This is a genomic window from Bartonella sp. AA2SXKL (assembly GCF_042197205.1).
Lineage (GTDB): Bacteria > Pseudomonadota > Alphaproteobacteria > Rhizobiales > Rhizobiaceae > Bartonella.
Map to the genome: position 1 here is coordinate 29643 of NZ_JBHIRN010000001.1, position 20810 is coordinate 50452.

At 36.4% G+C, this 20810-nt stretch carries 13 protein-coding genes, 2 tRNA genes and 1 pseudogene; 8 read left to right on the forward strand and 8 right to left on the reverse strand.

What is annotated here, in order from left to right; translation table 11 throughout:
- Positions 1 to 995: 995 nt before the first annotated feature.
- Positions 996 to 1265 (reverse strand): 50S ribosomal protein L27, encoded by a 270-nt coding sequence (gene rpmA / locus ACFINS_RS00100; protein ID WP_273723965.1) that lies wholly within the window; start codon positions 1263 to 1265, stop codon positions 996 to 998.
- Between the two features lie 12 nt (positions 1266 to 1277).
- Positions 1278 to 1757 (reverse strand): 50S ribosomal protein L21, encoded by a 480-nt coding sequence (gene rplU, locus ACFINS_RS00105; protein WP_375611445.1) that lies wholly within the window; start codon positions 1755 to 1757, stop codon positions 1278 to 1280.
- Positions 1758 to 2042: 285 nt separating this feature from the next.
- Here rplU and ACFINS_RS00110 point away from each other — a divergent pair.
- Positions 2043 to 2132, forward strand: a tRNA-Ser gene (locus tag ACFINS_RS00110).
- A 347-nt stretch (positions 2133 to 2479) separates the two neighbouring features.
- On the opposite strand, the gene pgi is transcribed toward ACFINS_RS00110, so the two are convergent.
- The 3 genes from pgi to ACFINS_RS00125 form a co-directional block, all read right to left on the reverse strand.
- The gene (pgi, locus tag ACFINS_RS00115) at positions 2480 to 4144 is read right to left on the reverse strand and encodes a glucose-6-phosphate isomerase (RefSeq protein ID WP_375611444.1); all 1665 of its coding nucleotides are present in this window, start codon (positions 4142 to 4144) and stop codon (positions 2480 to 2482) included.
- A 189-nt stretch (positions 4145 to 4333) separates the two neighbouring features.
- Positions 4334 to 7468 carry an efflux RND transporter permease subunit gene (locus ACFINS_RS00120; RefSeq protein ID WP_375611443.1) on the reverse strand — a complete coding sequence of 1045 codons (3135 nt, stop codon included), beginning with the start codon at positions 7466 to 7468 and terminating at the stop codon, positions 4334 to 4336.
- Positions 7465 to 8604, reverse strand: coding sequence for an efflux RND transporter periplasmic adaptor subunit (locus ACFINS_RS00125; protein WP_375705744.1), 1140 nt, complete (start codon positions 8602 to 8604; stop codon positions 7465 to 7467). Before ACFINS_RS00125 ends, ACFINS_RS00120 begins: the two co-directional genes overlap by 4 nt.
- Before the next feature lie 367 nt (positions 8605 to 8971).
- On the opposite strand from ACFINS_RS00125, the gene ACFINS_RS00130 reads away from it, so the two are divergent.
- The 4 genes from ACFINS_RS00130 to ACFINS_RS00145 all read left to right on the forward strand — a co-directional run bounded on the left by ACFINS_RS00130 (position 8972) and on the right by ACFINS_RS00145 (position 13937).
- Positions 8972 to 9048, forward strand: a tRNA-Arg gene (locus ACFINS_RS00130).
- Between the two features lie 756 nt (positions 9049 to 9804).
- Entirely contained in the window at positions 9805 to 11478 is a 1674-nt protein-coding gene (locus ACFINS_RS00135; protein ID WP_375638168.1) for a formate--tetrahydrofolate ligase, read from the forward strand.
- 188 nt (positions 11479 to 11666) lie between these two features.
- Entirely contained in the window at positions 11667 to 11900 is a 234-nt protein-coding gene (gene rpsU, locus ACFINS_RS00140) for a 30S ribosomal protein S21 (protein ID WP_012754552.1), read from the forward strand.
- A gap of 1470 nt (positions 11901 to 13370) precedes the next feature.
- A complete protein-coding gene (locus ACFINS_RS00145) occupies positions 13371 to 13937 on the forward strand; it encodes an SH3 domain-containing protein (RefSeq protein WP_375611440.1) in 567 nt (188 codons plus the stop codon).
- 46 nt (positions 13938 to 13983) lie between these two features.
- Here the strand turns inward: ACFINS_RS00145 and irrA are convergent, their stop codons facing one another.
- Complete coding sequence (gene irrA, locus ACFINS_RS00150) at positions 13984 to 14496, reverse strand: iron response transcriptional regulator IrrA (RefSeq protein WP_375611439.1); 513 nt, start codon at positions 14494 to 14496, stop codon at positions 13984 to 13986.
- Between the two features lie 233 nt (positions 14497 to 14729).
- Here irrA and fabA point away from each other — a divergent pair, with 233 nt between their 5' ends.
- The 3 genes from fabA to fabI are packed head-to-tail and all read left to right on the forward strand — an operon-like array spanning position 14730 to position 17384.
- Positions 14730 to 15239 (forward strand): 3-hydroxyacyl-[acyl-carrier-protein] dehydratase FabA, encoded by a 510-nt coding sequence (fabA, locus tag ACFINS_RS00155; protein WP_375637191.1) that lies wholly within the window; start codon positions 14730 to 14732, stop codon positions 15237 to 15239.
- 57 nt (positions 15240 to 15296) lie between these two features.
- Entirely contained in the window at positions 15297 to 16517 is a 1221-nt protein-coding gene (fabB, locus tag ACFINS_RS00160; RefSeq protein WP_375649182.1) for a beta-ketoacyl-ACP synthase I, read from the forward strand.
- A gap of 48 nt (positions 16518 to 16565) precedes the next feature.
- The gene (gene fabI / locus ACFINS_RS00165) at positions 16566 to 17384 is read left to right on the forward strand and encodes an enoyl-ACP reductase FabI (RefSeq protein WP_375611437.1); all 819 of its coding nucleotides are present in this window, start codon (positions 16566 to 16568) and stop codon (positions 17382 to 17384) included.
- A 1938-nt stretch (positions 17385 to 19322) separates the two neighbouring features.
- Here fabI and gpsA read toward each other — a convergent pair.
- Both gpsA and ACFINS_RS00175 read right to left on the reverse strand, forming a co-directional pair.
- Entirely contained in the window at positions 19323 to 20330 is a 1008-nt protein-coding gene (gpsA, locus tag ACFINS_RS00170) for an NAD(P)H-dependent glycerol-3-phosphate dehydrogenase (RefSeq protein ID WP_375629261.1), read from the reverse strand.
- 232 nt (positions 20331 to 20562) lie between these two features.
- Positions 20563 to 20810, reverse strand: a pseudogene (locus ACFINS_RS00175) (cytochrome o ubiquinol oxidase subunit IV); the annotation flags it as partial.

Below are 20810 nucleotides of genomic sequence, written 5' to 3' on the forward strand. Positions count from 1 at the left end.
TTAACCTATTATCCCTCTTTATAAGTTCATTACATAATTACAAATTGCTCCATGCAACTTATCATCTTTAAAATTCCGTGCTACCCATCTTATGATATCAAACTCTCGATATATAATATTTATATATTTTAAGCTACACCTTTACTTCAATCAATATCGCAAATACACAATGCCCTCTGTCGCACATTTGCAAAGTACGACATCCCCCCCCCAAGCACCATCACCAACTACTAAAATCAAGAAAAACTCTACAAATAAGATAAATAAAGTAAAAAATGAAAAGCAATTATTGCCTTAACCCTAGCTCTTATGCTTGTCTATTTTCAACAATACACAATAATAGTGAAATCAGAAAAAATATTCTTGAAGGGCGCTGATTGCAAGTTGGTTATTTTTATATCTTTAAACACCGTACTCCTTAAAAATATAATTTCACTCTCGATTTACCGAAAATTCCTTAATGCACGTCACTTTCAAAGTAGTTTTGACTACCTTCTTATGGATTTTTTATCCCTATGTCTTTTTAAATGAATAGCCCCACCTACCCACACTACCACCTAAAAACAGTATGACAACTCATCAATACCACAATGCCGATAAAAAGATCCATCTTTATCAAAATGATTACATCAATAATGCTCTCATTAAATTTCTCATAATTTTCTGAAAACAAACTGCTTCTCTTATAAGAAATTACTCGACGCTTCTTCATACATAAAAAGAAAGTCTCTCCTCACTGATTATTATACAGAAACTTATCAACAAACTCTATCATAATATCAATATGTTCAGTACTTAAATACTAACATAACAGCGCACAAACTTTTTCCCTCATTGAGAAAAGCCATTTCCCCGATTCTACCTTTTTATCTTCTACATTTATTATAGTACCAACGCAAAAAGGGAAAGATGAGATTCATCTTTCCCTTTGAATACTTATAAAACCACAACTACAATTCAATGAAATCCCGTTGATGGCTAGAGAGTGTTACAGATTACTCTGCTGCCTCCACCATAGGAATGACTGAAACATAGGAACGATTACCCGCTTTGCGTTGAAAAGAAACCTTTCCATTTGATAATGCAAAAAGCGTATGGTCTTTTCCAATGCCGACATTGTTTCCAGGATGCCAACGTGTACCACGCTGGCGAATAATAATATTTCCGGCAATAACGGTTTCACCACCAAATTTTTTAACGCCTAGACGTTTCGATTCTGAATCACGACCATTACGCGAGGAACCACCAGCTTTTTTATGTGCCATAGACGCTCTCCTTTAATCTTTCTTACTCTTTGATGCTACAGATGCTTTCTTCTGCGACGCAGTCTTTTTTTCAACCGTTTTTTTAGCCGTCTTCTCAACAGAAGCAGCAGCTTTTGTTTCTTTTGGTGTAGTTTCTTCTTCTTTTATAGGTTTCGCAGCAACTTTTTTAGGTTTTGAACCACCCATTAAAATTTCTAAAACACGAAGCCTCGTAAATTCTTGACGATGGCCACGCGTGCGTTTAGAATTTTGACGACGGCGCTTCTTAAATGCGATAACCTTGCGCCCACGTGCCTGTTCTAAAATCTCAGCTGTCACCAATGCATCAGCAACGACAGGGGTACCAATAACCGCATTACCTTCTTGCCCAACCATTAATATGTCATTGAATTCAACCACATCACCCGCATTTCCACTAACTTTTTCAACTTTTACCACTTGATTAGCAACAATGCGGTATTGCTTACCACCAGTTTTAATGACTGCGAACATTTTTTATCCTTCCGTTCACTCCAGCTCTTATTTAATTTCTGCCTTGAAATAAGGGAAAATAGGCTGCTTTTTATCAGTCGTAATAGATCCCAAAGAAGGATAAAACCTTCTTCAACACAAATATGCGCAGATTTCCCCACGCTTATATTTTGTATATATGAAGGAATTTCTATTCTCTGTCAATAAAGTCCCATAAAAAAGAAAAAAAGGTTGTACCAAAAACAATTGAAGGTTATCTACCCCTTATACACTCAAATAGTGCCGATTTTTGTTTCACTTTATTATGGAGAGATGGCTGAGTGGTTGAAAGCACCGCACTCGAAATGCGGCATAGGGGCAACTCTATCGGGGGTTCAAATCCCTCTCTCTCCGCCACAGTTTATAAAGCGATATTATTAAAACTGTCTTTAATCCTAGCTTTCCGGTTGTAGCTGTAGCTTGCCAGCGGGTTTTGTATATTTTGACACTAGGTTTTGTACCAATTTATTTTTTTCAAAGAGTTTTTAAGGGGTTCTCAAAGGGTCTTCAAAGACCTCTCAAAGGTCTTTATCGTTTTTGCGAATAAATTCTCATTTTTACAATTTTTGCACTTTTTTGATTTTCTGTTACATAAATCTAATCCAGATAATAAGAGAAGGCATAGTAAAATTAAAGAATTATCTCATATTTCTCTCTCATTCTACTTTTGCTTAGTTAGTACAAAACCTACTGTAAAATTATATTTATTTTGCACGTCTTGCTTGAATATGTGCTAGCAACCCTAATGTTGAACTATCACGATTATCCGCTTTACTTTCTCCACGAAGAATTGGTAGTAACTCGTTTGCTAATTCTTTACCAAGTTCAACACCCCATTGATCAAATGAATTAATATTCATTAAAATCCCTTCAACAAAAGTGCGATGTTCATAAAGCGCAATAAGACGACCGAGTGCAAAAGGTGTTAATGAATCTTGAACCAGCGTAATGCTGGGACGGTTTCCTTTAAAACTTCTATGACGTGCTAAATGGTCTGCTTCACCCTCATCAACTCCATTTTTTATCAAGATATGCCGAGCATCTTCAAGACTACGCCCCTTCATCAAGGCTTTTGATTGTGCTAAACCGTTTGCTAGCAACATCTCATACATAGAATGTAATTTTTTCTCATGCCCTTTTATAAATAAAATAAATTCTACAGGAATAATATCTGTTCCTTGATGCAGAAGCTGAAAAAAAGCATGTTGACTATTTGTTCCTGAATCCCCCCAAACAATTGGACCACTTGAAAAACTTAATGGTTTTCCATCCAGCGAGACTTGCTTACCATTTGATTCCATATCAAGCTGTTGTAAATAAGCTGGAAAATGTATTAAACGCTGTGCATAAGGAATGATCGAACGTGATGAATAACCACAAATAACACGATGCCAGAATCCTAAAAGAGCAAAACGAATAGGAATATTTTTATGCAAAGACATAGTTTTAAAATGTTGATCCATTTGCAAAGCACCATTGAGAAATTGGCGAAAATTTCCACCACCTACTGCAAACATAACAACAAGTCCAATGGCTGACCAAATTGAATAACGTCCTCCAACCCAATTCCAAAATTTAAAAACTCTTGTGGAATCTATGCCAAATTCTGCCACTTTATCAAGCGCACTTGAAACAGCAACAAAATGCGTACAAACGGCTTCTTCTCCTAAATGTGAACAAATCCACTGACGTGCAACTTGAGCATTGACCATTGTTTCAGCCGTTGTAAAAGTTTTAGAAGCAATGACAAACAGCGTTGTTGCTGGATTCAAAATAGAGAGAGTATCAGAAATATGGGCACTGTCAGCATTCGAAACAAAATGACACTGTGGACCATCATGATAAGGTTTTAAAGCATACGTGACCATTGCAGGACCAAGATCAGAACCACCAATACCAATATTGACAATATCACTTATTCTCTCGCCACTGCTTCCCTTATAGCTTCCATCACGCACCTTTTCAGAAAATCTTTCCATATCGTCAAGGACGTCTTGAATATCGCGAATAAGATTATGACCATCCAACATGAAAATTTCATCAGCAGGTAAACGTAATGCAATATGAAGAACTGAGCGTTTTTCAGTTGTATTAATCGCCTTACCAGAAAACATTGCATCACGCCGGCCTAACACATCTGCTGCGACCGCTAAATCATCTAGAAGTTGCAATGTTTTAAATGTCACACCACATTTTGAAAAATCGAAAAGAAGATCATCAAGTCTGAGAGAAAAATGGGAAAAACGCTGTTCATCTTCTACAAAATGCCGACGAATATCATAGACCCCATCCTTTGCAGCATGGTTTCTTAAAGCTTTTAATGTGGCTTCAAAAGCCATTTCATTTCGAATCGAAAAGCTATCTCCCATAAGCTTATCCTATACGGTTATTGATAATGAAATCTATGCCCAAACAATAACAAAGCAGAAAACACCTCCTTTATTGCTCGCTATTTTTACTGCTCACATAAAAATGAAAGAATATACAAAATAAAAGGATAAGATCCGAAAATGATATTTTTACAAGAATAAACTTTCAAATCTTTTCTATCATATACGTCATTTAACTTGATTGAGTTCTTTTGTTAAACGTAAATCTTCTTCTGCTTTTGGTCTTATAAAACGCCCTAAAAAAAGATAAACAACCGGTGTGACATAAAGCGTAAAAATAGTTGCTAAACCTAAGCCACCCACGATAACCCAACCTAAAGCTATACGCGCCTCTGCGCCAGCACCTTTGGCTAAAACCAAAGGAATACCTCCTAAAATGGCACAAATCATTGTCATACAAACTGGACGAAGGCGAATGTTTGCTGCTTCTTCTACGGCTTCACGCACGCTTCTTCCCTGATCACGTAATTGATCTGCAAATTCAACAATAAGAATACCATTTTTTGCCATAACACCAATTAACAAAATTAATCCAATTTGGCTGTAAATATTCAGACTCACACCACTCAATAGCATAGCAATTACAGCACAACCAATCCCTAATGGGACAGTGGCCATGATAATAAATCCTGAAATAAAGCTTTCAAACTGAGCAGCCAAAATCAATAAAATAATCAAAAAGGCAATGCCAAAAACAATCATAAAACTGGAGGATGTTTCATTAAGTGTTTCAGCTTCCCCTAAGGGAACTACATAGGTCCCTTTCGATAACAAAGGAGAAGCAATTTTCTGTACCGTTTGGTAAGCTTCCCCTAAAGCAATACCCGGAGCAAGATTTGCGCTTAAAATAACAGCACTCATGCGTTTTTCCCGTTTTAATTGGGGAGAGATAGCTTTTTCATGTAAACGCGCAATAACCGATAAAGGAACATATCGATTGTCTTTGGTCTTTAAAAAAATGTTTTCTAAATCATTAGGACTCTTCATAGAATTTTTACGCGACATCAATTTAACATCGTAAGAATGATCATCCACGTTAATAGAACCAATCTTTTTACCATCCAACATTGCTTGTAATGTATCGCCCAAATTGGTGATATCAATCCCTAAATCGGAGGCTTTTTTTCGGTTGATTTCAATGAAAAATTGCGGTTGTGTTGCATCAACAGTAAGGCGTGGGCGAATAAAACGCGGATCATCTTGTAAAGTACTCACCAGCTTATCAGCAATGGGTTGTAATGTTGCATAATCATTGCCAAGAATTGCAAACTGTAATCCTTGCCCAGTTCCTCTCACACCCAAAGAATTTCCCTGCGCAGCAAACACAAAAACTGCGGGAAACTGTTTAACTTTTTCATTAATATCTTTCACGATTTCTTGCTGACTCCGTAAACGTTTATCCCAAGATGAAAGCAATAAAATTAAAAAAGCAGTATTGGGTGAACCGCCAGCACCCGCAATAGAGTAACTGTTAGCAATCTCCCCTGCATCACGTAATGGCTGTAGACTTGCTTCAATTTGCTCTATTTGCTCGTTCAAATATTGTGTTGAAATACCTTGTGGTCCATTAATAACCAAAAAGATCACAGCTCTGTCTTCTGCTGGCGTTAATTCCTGTTGTAGCTTCGTATAGCCTCCAACACAAAGACCCGCAAAAATAAGTGAAGCAAAAACAACAGCCCAAGGCTTTTCTAAACACTTATGCAAACTGTAAGTATATGCCTTATGAAAAAAAGTACCTAATTTATATAAAAAAGCAAAATGATGGGACTCTTCCTCTTTCTCCTCAATATGTTCTTTGAGAAAACGCGAAGCCAACATGGGACAAAGCGTTAAGGCAACAACTGAAGAAAGCAAAATAGAAATTGCCAAAACAAAACCAAATTCTCTAAAAAGACCTCCAACTTGCCCAGGAAGAAAGGAAATAGGAACAAACACAGCCACTAAAGTCAATGTTGTTGCTAAAACAGCAAAAAATACTTCACGTGTTCCTATCACCGCCGCAGCCCTAGACCCTAAACCCATGTTGCGCCACCGAACAATATTCTCAAGAACAACAATAGCATCATCCACAACAAGCCCTGTTGCTAAAACAAGTCCTAAAAATGTGAGAATATTCAATGAAAATCCTACAAGATAAATAGCTGCAATGGTACCAATCAAAGCGACAGGAAGAGATACAGCAGGTATCAGTGTTGCACGAATGTCTCTGAGAAAAAGAAAAATGACTAAGATAACACTCAAAATAGCAATAACCAACGCAACTTCAACCTCATGAAGAGCGCTTTTAATAAAAATTGCATCGTCATTAATAACGTCTATATGTACAGAAGAAGGAACAATACTTTTGAGATTATCAACAACGGCTCTCACACCTTCAGAAATATTAAGAGTGTTGGATTGTGCTTTACGCACAATCCCTAATCCAATACCTGTCTTTCCATTAATACGAAGAATAACCGTTTCTATATCCGGCGATAAAGTAACATGCGCAACATCACCAAGATGCACACGAGGCTTTAAAACAACTTGTTCAAAAGATTCTGGTGTTGTTAAACGTGCAGTAGCACGCACAACTAAAGTTTGTTTAGAATTGCGTAATGATCCTACTGGCACATCCGTTGTCATATCAGCAAGAACACGTGAAATATCTGCTACAGTTAATCCATAACTGGCAAGTTTTGCTTGATCTATATCAATCTGAAAAATCTTTGTGCGAGCACTATCGACCTGTACATCACCAACACCATCAACAGCAGAAATTGCATCAACAATCTGATCGTTTACAATCGTGGTTAAATCATCAACACTCATTGTTGGTGACGTCACAACCAAATACATCATGGCAGCAGCATTCGAATCTGCTTTAATAATCAAAGGCGAATCCGCATCTTTCGGTAAAGAATAGGTAATACGGGAGAGAGCATCACGAATATCAGATGCTGCAACATTCAAATCAACACCAACATTAAAATTAATCTGCACACGGGAGCGCCCAAAAGAAGACGTTGAAGAAATCGTCTTAACACCTGAAACACGAGAAACAGCATCTTCTATAATTTTTGTAACTTCACGATCAATTGTTTCTGCCGACGCACCTGAAAACACCGTCACAATCGTTGTTACGGGAGTATCAACATCGGGTAATTCTCTTACATCAACATTTAACCATGCTGCAAATCCTGCAATGATGATCATAGCATTTAAAACAAAAGTAAAAACCGGTCTGCGAATAAATAAGGTAATGAGACCACCTTGCTCGACCTGTGACATCGGCTGTTTTGTGCTCAATTCTTGGCTCATTGTATATCCGTTCCGTAAACTACTGGTAATTGCTGTTGATGAGACTTTGGGTCATCAATCATTACTTTACTTCCTGGATAAAGCATTTGTACTCCTTGAATGACAACTTGATCACCATTTTCTAGGGGTGCTTTTACGAAAACTTGATCTGCTTTATGCTGAATAATTGATACGGGTATAGCCTCTACTTTCCCTTCTCTCACACGCCAAACGAATGACCCTTTACTATTCCATTGAACTGCAAGAGGATTAACGACAGGAAAAGAACCACCATGAAATTGCAAGGCAACAGAAAAAGACATACCAGACATGAGCGTATCTTTTTCATTATTGATTTCAACCTGAGCATGAAGTGTGCGACTTTCTGGATCAACGATATTATCAATCGCATAAATATGACCAACAAAAGATCTATCTGGCTGCGCGATTAACGTTGCCGTTACCTCATCTCCTTTATGGATGCGCGACACATACCGTTCAGGGGCCCATATATCGACCAAAATACGTTCTCTATTCTCAATACGGCCTATTACAGTATTAAGGGTCACGTTATTCCCTGCATCAACGGGCAAAATACCAACAACTCCAGGAATCGGTGCACGAATTGTTCGCCGATCGAGATCTAATTCAGCATTACGCAAAACTAAATTTGCGTTATCCAACTCTAAGCGTGCTGTAATTTCTTGAACTTCCGTTGCTGTATTGCTGGCACGTAACTTAAGAATACGCGAAAGCGTTAACGCATTATTATCACGTTGTACTTTTGCTTTTGCAGCCGCTATTTCCTCTTTTTTAGAATCAAGCTTTGCAATCACATCACCTACTTGTACTTTTGTACCCGCTGACACAAAAAGCTTATCAATAACACCTAGAGATAAAGGGGTAAGCTCGACTTCTGCAAGTGCTTGTCCACTCCCAAGAACGTTAAGTTGTTCATAAAAATCTTGAATTTTTACAAGATCAACGACAACCTTTACCGGTGGCCTTCCCATTTTTTCATTTGAAGCTTTATCCGATACTCTTGTTTTATCCACCATAGAAATGGGTTGGTCTGCACTCTTTTTTCCAGCCCAATAAGTAACCGTTAAAACAACGATTAAAAACACTAATGGAAAGCTCTTTTTTAATAACGCCATACATCCGCCCTTGCTGTGTCATGTTCATCTGAAATAGTTTTCAACAGTAATATCGGCGTTTTACACAAAAACCCAACAGCGGGTGTGTATATCTTATCCCCACCGCAAAAAACACATCTCATCTCTGCTTGACTATCTTTCATAGATTAAAACGTCAAGTTAACTATCGTTCATATTGCTTTGTATGGTCATGACAAAAAAATGTTCATATCAAAACCAACTGAAGCCATAATATATTATATCTTTTTTAAAATATATCATAAAAAAAGAGAGATTTTTTTTATGACGACTCAAGTTTCACTTGCATTTCTTTAATGAAACGATTAGGAACCCTTTGTCTTAGACAATGTAAAAAATTGAAATGTATGCACCCGTAGCTCAGCTGGATAGAGCACCAGACTACGAATCTGGGGGTCAGGAGTTCGAATCTCTTCGGGTGCGCCATCTATCAATATCTTACTTATAAAGTCAGACTTTTTAAATTCTTTATTTTGTGATTTATTTTTACCTATCTTTGTATTTTGTTATTTCATTCTGTTGTGAGTCGTTTCTTTAGCCATTTTGCTAGAATAAGATGTTATGAGTCCTTCAATTCAGCTCTAAGGTGCTTTTATTAGCTTATAATCGTAGCGATTGCATGAGTAGCGTATGTTGTTGTTTTCTTTTTTCAATCTATGCGCTTGTTTTTGGTCTCTTCCGGATTATACTCTCTACTCAGTTAGGTAATTTTTTACGTGCTTATTTCTAATTGTTCCATAACTGGATGTTTCTGGATATTTTATTCCTAGCAGTCCCATCTTAAGAGGGACTTCAGATGTGCCGCCATAAATTCCGGTTTACCACCATGTGAAACTTTTTCAGTGTGTTGTTGGAAAGAATAAATAAACTACTTCTCAAACGTACTACTATGAAACACTTATGGTATCCATTAATGTCATCAGCATTTGTTGCAAACCAAAGCTTCTTTTCGCAATATTTTTAATTGAATTAAACGTATTTTTACTGCTTAAAAGCAAAAAGATTCTTTTTCCTAAAAAACAATAAAACTCTTCTTGTGCTTCTTTAGCATTATCTCTTGCATGGCATATCATCGATTTCTATGATATCTTAATATTTTTCTGTTCTCTATGAATTTTTCTAATTAATCCATGGAGTACAGATCTCAAACATTAATAAAAGCTGAATTTAAAGAATTTTTCCATGCCTAAAACTGATATTGAAATTGCTCGCACTGCTAAAAAGCAACATATTATTGAAATTGCACAAAAAATTGGTATTTCACATGAAAATCTCATTCCCTATGGTCATGATAAAGCTAAAATTTCTTCTGAATACATAAAATCGCTTAATAAAAATCCAGATGGTAAACTTATCCTTGTCACAGCTATCAATCCCACACCTGCGGGAGAAGGCAAAACAACAACAACAGTTGGACTAAGTGATGCTCTTAATCTTATTGGTAAAAAAACAATAGCTACCTTGAGAGAACCATCTTTAGGTCCCTGTTTTGGTGTAAAAGGTGGTGCTGCTGGTGGTGGTTATGCACAAGTCATTCCAATGGATGACCTTAATTTACATTTTACCGGTGATTTTCATGCTATTACATCTGCTCATAATCTTCTTGCCGCAATGATAGATAATCATCTTTATTGGGGAAATACTCTAAACATTGATCCACGTCGCATTGTTTGGAAACGCGTTCTTGATATGAATGACCGTGTATTGCGCGATATTGTCATTTCATTGGGGGGCATAACAAATGGTTTTCCACGTCAAACAGGTTTTGATATTACTGTTGCATCAGAAATTATGGCGCTTCTTTGTCTCTCTGAAAATTTAGAAAACCTTACACAAAGACTCAAAAAAATTATTGTTGCTTATCGTTATGATAAAACGCCCATCACCGTTGCTGATCTCAATGCGGAAGGTGCAATGGCAGTTCTTCTCAAAGATGCTATACAACCCAATCTCGTACAGACAATTGAAAATAATCCTGTTCTCGTTCATGGAGGACCTTTTGCCAACATTGCTCATGGTTGCAATTCAGTTATAGCAACAAAAACTGCTTTAAAACTTGCTGATTATGTTGTCACAGAAGCAGGGTTTGGAGCAGATCTTGGAGCAGAAAAGTTCTTCAATATCAAATGTAGGCAAGCAGGTATTGTACCAAATGCTACAGTGATCGTCGCAACTATTCGTGCATTAAAAATGAATGGTGGTCTGGATAAAAATAACCTGACAGAAGAAAATATCACCGCTTTAGAAAAAGGAGCAGCCAATCTTTTACGACATATAAAAAATATGAAGCACTACGGTATTCCTTGTGTTGTGGCTATCAATCATTTTGACAGCGATAGCGATGCTGAAATAAAAACATTACAAAAAATAGTTGCAACAACTGGACACAAAGCTATTATCTGTAAGCATTGGGAACAAGGTGGAAAAGGCGCTATAGAACTTGCACAAGAACTCGTTACCTTGATTGAAAAGCACGATTCTGATTTTAAAGTTCTCTATCAAGATGATATTCCACTCGTTCAAAAAATTAATTGTATTATAACAAAGCTATACGGTGGACGTGGCGCCATCATCTCAGCCCCTATTCTCAAACAACTTGAAACTTGGGAAAAAGAAGGTTTTGGCGTCTACCCTATTTGTATGGCAAAAACACCTTATTCTTTTTCTTCTGATCCCACGCAATACGGAGCTCCTGTTGATTTTGAAATTCCCATACGAGAAGTTCGTCTCTGTGCGGGAGCCGGTTTTATTGTTGTCATTTGTGGAGATGTTATGACCATGCCGGGACTACCCCATTATCCCACGGCTGAAAAAATTCATCTTGACGAAAATGATCAAATACAAGGACTTTCATAAATTTATAACCGTAAATTCTATCATTCATTATAAAAAGCGTTTTTATTGTAAAAAAAATAGAATTTTAAAAAGCGATATAGACAAATGTCTCATTTATATGATATAAGTGTTTGTCCTTTTGGATATGCCTTTAAAAGGACGTAGGTTTTTTCCTATCATTTATGACACTGAAAAAAGCAGGATAGATAGTGCAAGTACTCGTTCGTGATAATAATGTTGACCAAGCGCTCCGTGCGTTGAAAAAAAAGATGCAGCGTGAAGGTATCTTCCGTGAAATGAAAATGCGTAGTTATTATGAGAAGCCATCTGAGAAGCGTGCTCGTGAAAAAGCTGAAGCTATTCGTCGTACACGTAAGCTTGCTCGTAAGCGTGCACAAAGAGAAGGTTTTGTTAGTAACGGACGAACTGTTGCAGTAAAGTAATATACTTTATGATATTATATAATTGCATAAGCAATAGATAGTAAGCTACTAGAGAATTTTATCTTCATAGGCGATTGCGATGAATTGCGTGTGTGTATTTTTTTATATACAATGTTATCTAATATGTTAGTTATTTGAAAATAATAAGGTTTCTATCATAGAGGTGGTTTTTATTTCACTCTTATATTTCAAAAAATAGATAACAAACTACACTTTAGATATTTAAGCGACTTTTTCCTATGTAAATTGAGTGCGGGATGTTTTATTATCACTTCTCGCTATAATTTTTTCCTTCTGGATATCTCTTAAATAACCGCTTCTTATGTATAAATTTCATGATGAATTTCTTTTTTGTCATTAAATATTCTACATCTTTCGATCATCCTAGGTCTTTTTACAAAACAAAAACAACTATCGCCATATGCGATTGTGTGTAAGTATATGATATTAAATGCATAATCCTCTTTACCTTCAGTTATGTAACAAAACGATATAATTCCATAACTTTTATATCCCTTGATTCTGTCTCTCTAAAGGATGACGAATTTCAACCACTGCACTACAGATTCTTTTTTCTTGATAAAATTCTTCTATTCATCACTTATGTAATTACCCTCATCAGTGTATCGAATAAGCCTTTCTATTTCATTCAACTTTCTTCTATACTGAGTTAGAGAAAAGAAAATTGATAATAAACAGAGAAAACACTGTTTTTTAATATGGATGAATGTGCCTTTTATTACCATTTTTGATGGAAATGTTTTTAAAATTTAAATAACGAGTTAAAGTTTTTAACGCGGAGATTTGTTATTATAAGTAATCATTTTTCATATTAAGTAATAATTCTTAATAACATAAAATTTCTCAACACCTTCTCATATTGAATCAATGAAGATTATTTTCTTGTACATCATAAGCGGGATTCGTACGCAAATAGAATAAAAGCTATTTAAGAAAAAACAAAAAGGCTTCCTATGAACACCATAAATAATAGGAACTGCATAACATTGAAAGCTGGTAAATAGAACAATGGAGCCAGCTTATCTACTAATACGGATAAGCATTATCATGGCATAAGATTATAGCAAATTTTATAAAATGGATTATCACGAAAAAGTGTTCTGTTAGCCCTTCATATATCAATCTACTCTATAATGTTGCTCATATTTTTACGCTTAAATGTTTCATTCATCGTATTATTTGGTTCATTTAAAATTTCTTTTCAAGCTATACAATAACCCCTTCACTGAACAGTTTTTTGTTCATAATATGTATACCTATATTTTTATTTCGAAAAATAAACCCAGAAAAGAGATACAAGCTTTTGTTTTCCTTATTTTGATATTTTTGTAGCAATTTTCTCATCGTTTAGATCTCTTTAACGAGCAGTGTGTCATACTTTTTATCAGTTTCCAGTCTTATCTTTCAGATTTTAAATTTCCAATATATGATGAAATAAAGGAGTTCGGTGTGCAAAATTCTCGTTTGTTTCGCGTTTCAATACTCGCATCATGTATCTTAATAGCAACAGTCATTGTATTAGTTTCACCTCATTTGTTGCATGCACAAACATTTAATCAAAATTTAGGGCCCAGTGGTTTACCACTTCCGCGATTTGCTTCGATTAAACCCACCAGCGTTAATGTACGCGTCGGACCAGGAAGCAACTATTCTATCATTTTTACCTACAAAAAGAAGGGCTTACCTATTGAAATCATTCAAGAATATGATCAATGGCGCAAAATTCGTGATGCCGAAGGCGATGAGGGGTGGGTGTATCAATCGCTTTTATCGGGAAAGCGAACTGCTATAACTATTCCATGGCAAAAAGATAAAACTAAAAGACTAATGCTACGAAAAAATCCCACCGACAACGCAGAACTTGTGGCAGAAGTAGAACCTAATGTCATTGGTAATATCCGCCAATGTGATGGACAATGGTGCGAATTAAACATTAATAATACACGCGGATGGCTTCAACAACCCCAGTTATGGGGAATCTATCCTGATGAAAAAGTAAAAGTAAAAGGCTGGTGAATAATCAAACTCAACAAGTTTAATTTTTATTCCTCATTGAATATCCTCACTGCCTATCACAAGATTGATTTTTTGGTTTCAATCGCACGATTAAATCAACATGTGAAATTTCCATACCTTCTGGTGGCTTAGGCAAATTTCTAATAATGGGAGATTCTTCCAAATTGTAAGGAATATCAAGAATACGATTTTCACCTTCTATATAAAAATGGTAGTGATCAGAGGTATTTGTATCAAACCAAGTTTTTGAGCCTTCTACGGCAATAATCCGTAATAATCCCGCTTCCGTAAATTGATGAAGCGTATTATAAACCGTTGCTAAAGATACAGGTACACCTGCCTTCATCGCTTCCTCATAGAGCTCTTCAGCAGTAATATGACGATTTCCTTGAGAAAAAATCATATGTGCAAGTTCCAACCGCTGACGTGTTGGACGCAGACCATTTTGACGCAAACGTTTTTCTAACATAGAAATGGAATAATATTGCACAATTTTTCCACACTCTTTTGTGAACTGCTGCTCTTCATTCATATCTAAATTGTCTGCACTCACTGACATAATTACAAACCCAAATACATTCCTGCTAAATAAGATCAAAATACAAAAAAATGGGAATAGTATGGTGTAATCTTGTATTCCATTTTTAAATAATTACCTATGTAGAATACATAAAAAAAGGCTTTTGTCATTAAAAATGATATAAAATCATTTCCCTCTCTTTAAAATTTGCTCTAAAAGTAGGTTGGGAAAAGCGCAGAAATTAAAGATATATGCAAATAAATGGAGTAACAATGGCTGAACAAAAGTCTCGCTACACATATGAAGAGCTTCTAAGCTGCGCTCGCGGCGAAATGTTTGGTAGAGGTAATGCGCAATTGCCAGCACCGCCAATGTTGATGATTCATCGAATCACTCAAATTAGTGAAACTGATGGTAAATACGATAAAGGAATGGTTCGCGCCGAATTTGACATTACACCAGACATGTGGTTCTTTAATTGTCACTTTATAGGCGATCCCGTCATGCCAGGATGTCTCGGACTGGATGGTATGTGGCAATTAACAGGTTTTTTTCTTGGTTGGCTAGGCGAACTAGGTAAAGGAAGAGCAATATCAACAGGTGAAGTAAAGTTATCAGGGATGGTAACTCCACAAACCAAAATTCTTGAATATGAAATAGATTTTAAGCGTATTCGACGTGGAAATTTAGTCTTAGGAATAGCTGATGGGTGGCTAAAAGCAGATGGAGAGACTATTTATAAGGCGAACGATTTACGCGTTGCTTTATTCAAAGAAGATTGAACGTTATTTCCGTCAGAAAGAACTTTTCACTATTCTGTATGGAACGAGGAGGTATGAATGCGTCGAGTTGTTGTAACCGGAATGGGAATTGTCTCCGCAATTGGAAATAACCCTGGAGCTGTTTTAACCAATTTACGTGAAGCAAAATCCGGAATTTCTTACGCACCTCAATATGCTGAATTAGGCTTTCGTAGCAGAGTTTATGGCAAGCCCGATATTAATATAGAAGAACTCGTAGATCGACGTGCTCTACGTTTTCATGGGCGTGGAACAGCATGGAATCATATCGCCATGGATCAAGCAATTGCTGATGCGGGTCTAGAACCGCATGAAGTATCGAACGAACACACGGGTATTATTATGGGTTCTGGAGGTGCTTCAACACATTCAATCGTAGAAGCTGCTGACATTACACGCCAAAAAGGCCCAAAACGTGTTGGACCTTTTGTTGTCCCTAAAGCGATGAGTTCTACAGCATCTGCAACATTAGCAACTTTCTTTAAAATAAAGGGGATCAATTATTCAATCTCTTCAGCTTGTGCTACCTCCAATCATTGTATTGGTAATGCTTACGAAATGATTCAATATGGTAAACAGAAGCGCATCTTTGCCGGAGGCTGTGAAGATTTGGATTGGACACTATCTGTTTTATTCGATGCCATGGGTGCTATGTCCAGCAGATATAATGACACCCCTCACAAAGCTTCACGTGCTTATGATGTTAATCGTGATGGTTTTGTCATTGCTGGAGGGGCTGGCGTTTTAGTCCTTGAAGATTTAGAACTTGCTAAAGCACGTGGTGCAAAAATCTACGGAGAAATCGTTGGATACGGTGCGACATCCGATGGACATGATATGGTTGCCCCATCAGGAGAGGGAGCAGAGCGGTGCATGCGCATGGCTCTTGCAACAATCAATAATAAAATTGATTATATCAATCCCCATGCGACAGCAACTCCTGTTGGTGATCCTCCTGAGATAGAAGCTATCCGTCGTGTCTTTGGAGCAGGTGATCAATGCCCCCCCATTTCCGCTACCAAGTCTCTAACAGGACATTCCTTGGGAGCAGCAGGTGTTCACGAAGCAATCTATACATTGTTAATGATGAATCATAATTTTATTTGTGAAAGTGCCCATATTGAAGAACTTGATCCAGCTTTTGCTGATATGCCAATCGTTCGTGAACGACGTGATCATCAACAACTGAATACCGTATTGTCGAATACTTTTGGCTTTGGCGGTACCAATGCAACGCTTGTTTTCCAACGTTATGTATAAACAAAAGCTCTTAGTAATTGAAAAAAGTACGGTCTTACGGAGAATAATATGAAAGGTTTGATGGAGGGCAAACGCGGCCTTATTATGGGAATTGCGAATGACCATTCAATTGCTTGGGGCATTGCCTGTCAGCTCGCACAAGCAGGAGCGGAATTAGCGTTGACTTATCAAGGAAATGCTTTTGGAAAACGTGTTCATCCCCTAGCAGATAAACTTGGCTGCAAATTAGTGCTAGAGTGTGACGTTGAAAAAAGTGAAAATATTGATTACGTCTTTGAGCAACTTGAAAAAGAATGGAAAACAATTGATTTTATTGTCCATGCCATTGGTTTTTCAGATAAAACTCAGCTAAAAGGGCGTTACGTTGATGTTACAACACGTGAAAACTTTCAACGCACGATGGTTATTTCAGCTTATTCCTTTACTGAAATTGCCCAGCGCGCGGGTAAGCTTATGCCGAATGGAGGAGCACTTTTAACTCTTACCTATGGTGCTTCACAGCAAGTTGTGCCTAATTATAACATCATGGGTGTTGCTAAAGCAGCTTTAGAAGCTATGGTACGTTATTTAGCAGCGGACTTTGGTCCTCAAAATATTCGTGTCAATGCGATTTCCGCTGGTCCTGTTAGAACTTTAGCAGGTAATGGTATTGCAGCTGCACGGGCAATATTTTCACATCAACGCCGTAATGCCCCATTACGTCGTACTGTAGATATTCATGAAATTGGAAAATCTGCTCTTTATCTACTCTCTGACTTGTCATCAGGTGTTACAGGTGAAATCCATTATGTTGATTCAGGCTATAACATCATGTCTATGCCAATACTTGAAGAACTGAAAAAAAGTGACGATTCCCAAGAAGAATAAAATTTATTTCATTGCACTAAAAAAGAAAATCAATCATGTGCATAGTGCTTTAATCGGGTATTGAGTACTTTCTCAGCTATATAATAGTGTATTGACTTATAATAATATGACGTAAGGAATATGTGCAAATGTTTGTAAGAATAAGTGAATACAAAACCAGATGTACGATGCCTTGTTTCGCAAAATATTTTATAAAAAGCCGGAGTATTTCTTCAATTCATGGTTGATAAAGTTTGTGTTTTATGACGTCATTTACCTTACTAAAGTATACGCTTTTGCCATTGCTTATAAATCAATATCCAACCCTCATGCCACCGCAGTTTGAGACAGAGATTAGAGAATTATTAAAATCTTTAGTTTCAGCTTTTGTGTAGCAAATTGAAAAAAAATATTTCTACCGTTTGATTTATTCTTGAAACGCAAATACAATCTAATTTAGGAAGAATATGAAGGCGTAAAGAAATCAATCGTTAATTTTACTATTATTCTTTAATGAGACTTTACGATTTTAAAAGCATCTACATCAATGTTTTTTTAATAATGGAGATTACTCTTTACCTCACACCTTTATTTTTCTCGTTCTTTAATGAAAGCGTTTCTCTGATATGTCAGGTAAAATAGAACACCCAAAAACACTATAGCTGTTGCTCCTTCATGCATTTTTTTAAGATATCTCTCAATGCATGCCATTCCATTTCACAATGGTACCTGTAAAACGTATAAAAAATCCCTGTGAAGTATATAAAATCCTTTTTTTACCACCATTTTAATGTTTATACAGATGACAAACCGACACCATCATTTTACTTGCCATGTTCTAATATTGAAACAACCCTTGATACTTGAGATGATTCATTAGAAGTATCTTTAATAATTTTTATCCACGTACTAACCCGCTTGTGACAAGCAAACACATATTTTTAATTAACTCAATACAAAAATAAAATGAATTATTTATATAAATCAATTTCTTATCTTTATAATCACATTATTTTTTAGTTTAACTGACAGTCACAAACAAGTACAATAACATTTTCTCAATCTTAGACTTTCAAAGTTATAATTCCAAAAATCATTTCTTGCATATAAAAAACAGAATTGACATGTGAGAAAATAAAAGGCTTAAATATCTCTACTGAACAGCTTCAAGTGCCAAGAGCTGTTTCAACATTGGGGAGTAATGATGCTCGGCTTCCTCCTTCATAAACGTAAAGATGGGGATGTGCACAATGGCTTTATCGTTATACTATTCACGGTCACCGTCGCGAAGTGGACTTGGAAGTTTTAAGAGAGAGGTCTCTTTAAAACAAGAACATGAATATACAACAGCAATCGTGTTTTTTTGGGCATTCTATTTTACCTGACACATCAGAGAAATGCTTTCATTAGAAAATGAGAAAATAAAGGTGTGAGATAATCTCTATTATTTAAAAGATATTGCTTTAGATAGCGTAAAACTGAATTTAAAAATGATTGTAGAAATGGGAACAGATTTTCAGCTTTAAAATTTCATCTTCTTCCCAAATTAGATTGTCTTCTTGTTTTAAAGAATTACAAAAACAGAGATTCGCAATATCCCTGCCCCGATATTCTTAGCTTATACGTTACATAAATAAGATGCTTCTACCTAATGAGTCTTGTATTATTCTGTTTGCAAATATCATTGTGAGATGAATTTAAGAGACAATAAAAATATCTTGTTCATTACATTACATAAACACGTATAAGTGGAAACGACAATTTATCTTCAAAGAGATAGCTCTTAGACAAAAGCCAAAACTTTTATATTTCAGCCATGTTTCATAAAGAATCGAATGATATGAATCTATAATTTTCTGGAATATGACTGCCTTATACAACCATCAATAAAATCTATTTTATATGTCTATCATAGCATGTTTCTATTTTTTACGATTGGAATTATTAAAAAACAGGATATCATTGAATTTCGTCCTTGAGAGCGCGGCTTAGTAATGTGTTTGCCGCTTCAGTTATATTTTTACCACAATAGAGAATTTGATAAATTTGTTCTACAATGGGCATTTCTACCCCAATACGCTGCGCCAACGTATATACTTCCTTGGTATTTAAGTATCCTTCCACAACCTGACCAATTTGTTTTTCTGCTTCTTTTATATCTATTCCTTTACCAAGAAGTATTCCAAAACGGCGATTACGCGACTGATTATCAGTACATGTCAAAACCAGATCACCTAAGCCTGTCATTCCCATAAATGTGGAAAGCTCAGCACCCATAGCCCCCCCTAAACGACTGATTTCAGCTAGTCCTCGTGTGATAAGAGCTATTCGTGCATTTGCCCCAAAACCTATGCCATCTGATATTCCTGCACCAATAGCAATAACATTTTTGACTGCCCCCCCTAATTGAACACCAATCATATCTGAACTTTTATAAACTCTAAAACTTTTGTCACAATGAAAAAGTTGCTGCAATTCTTTACCAAACTCAACATCAGAAGCTGCTATCGTCATTGCAGTAGGCCAACCAATAGCTAGTTCTTGAGCAAAAGTTGGTCCAGAAAAAACAGCTAAAGGAATTTTTTCACCTAAAATCTCACGAGCAACCTCTTGTAAGAAACGTCCAGTACCATGTTCTAAACCTTTTGTAGCCCAGATAACGCGTGAATGCTGATCTAAATAAGGCTGAATATTATACAAAACTTGATGAAATACATGGCTTGGAACAGCGATTAATATATTGTGACTTGCCGTTATTGCAGTTTCAAGGGAAGCTTCAAGTAATAAATTTTCAGGAAATCGAACATCGGGTAAATATACTTGATTACAACGTTGTTCCTGTAATTCTTTGATATGTTGAGGACTATATCCCCAAAGTAAAACATTATGACCATTACGGGCAAGAGCTATCGCTAATGCAGTACCAAAAGAACCAGCACCTATAACTGTCATTGCAACGGTTTTCATTAAATTTTCTGATTATTCTCTAAATTTTTGATTTCAATTGCATATTATTATTACAAATAATTTTAATGCTATACTAAATACCCCACGGACTTTCTCTTTAAAATTAAAAGTATATTCAAAATAATGATACTCATTCCACTGATATCTTGTACTTATCTACTGCTTTATATCCTACAAATTTCTTCTACGAAGCTGATACATGCCGCATCAGCTCCGTAGATATTTCTAACAACTACTCCACAGGAAACTGCGTATTTGGATCTTGCTCCATGGGCATTTCTGAACTAGGTGCTTGATCTACAGGAGTTTGCGTACTTAGACCCTGCCCCATAGGCATTTCTGAAACAGGTGCTTGATCTACAGGAGTTTGCGTACCTAGACCCTGCCCCATGGGCATTTCTGAAACAGGTGCTTGATCTACAGGAGTTTGCGTACCTAGACCCTGCCCCATGGGCATTTCTGAACCAGGTGCTTGATCTA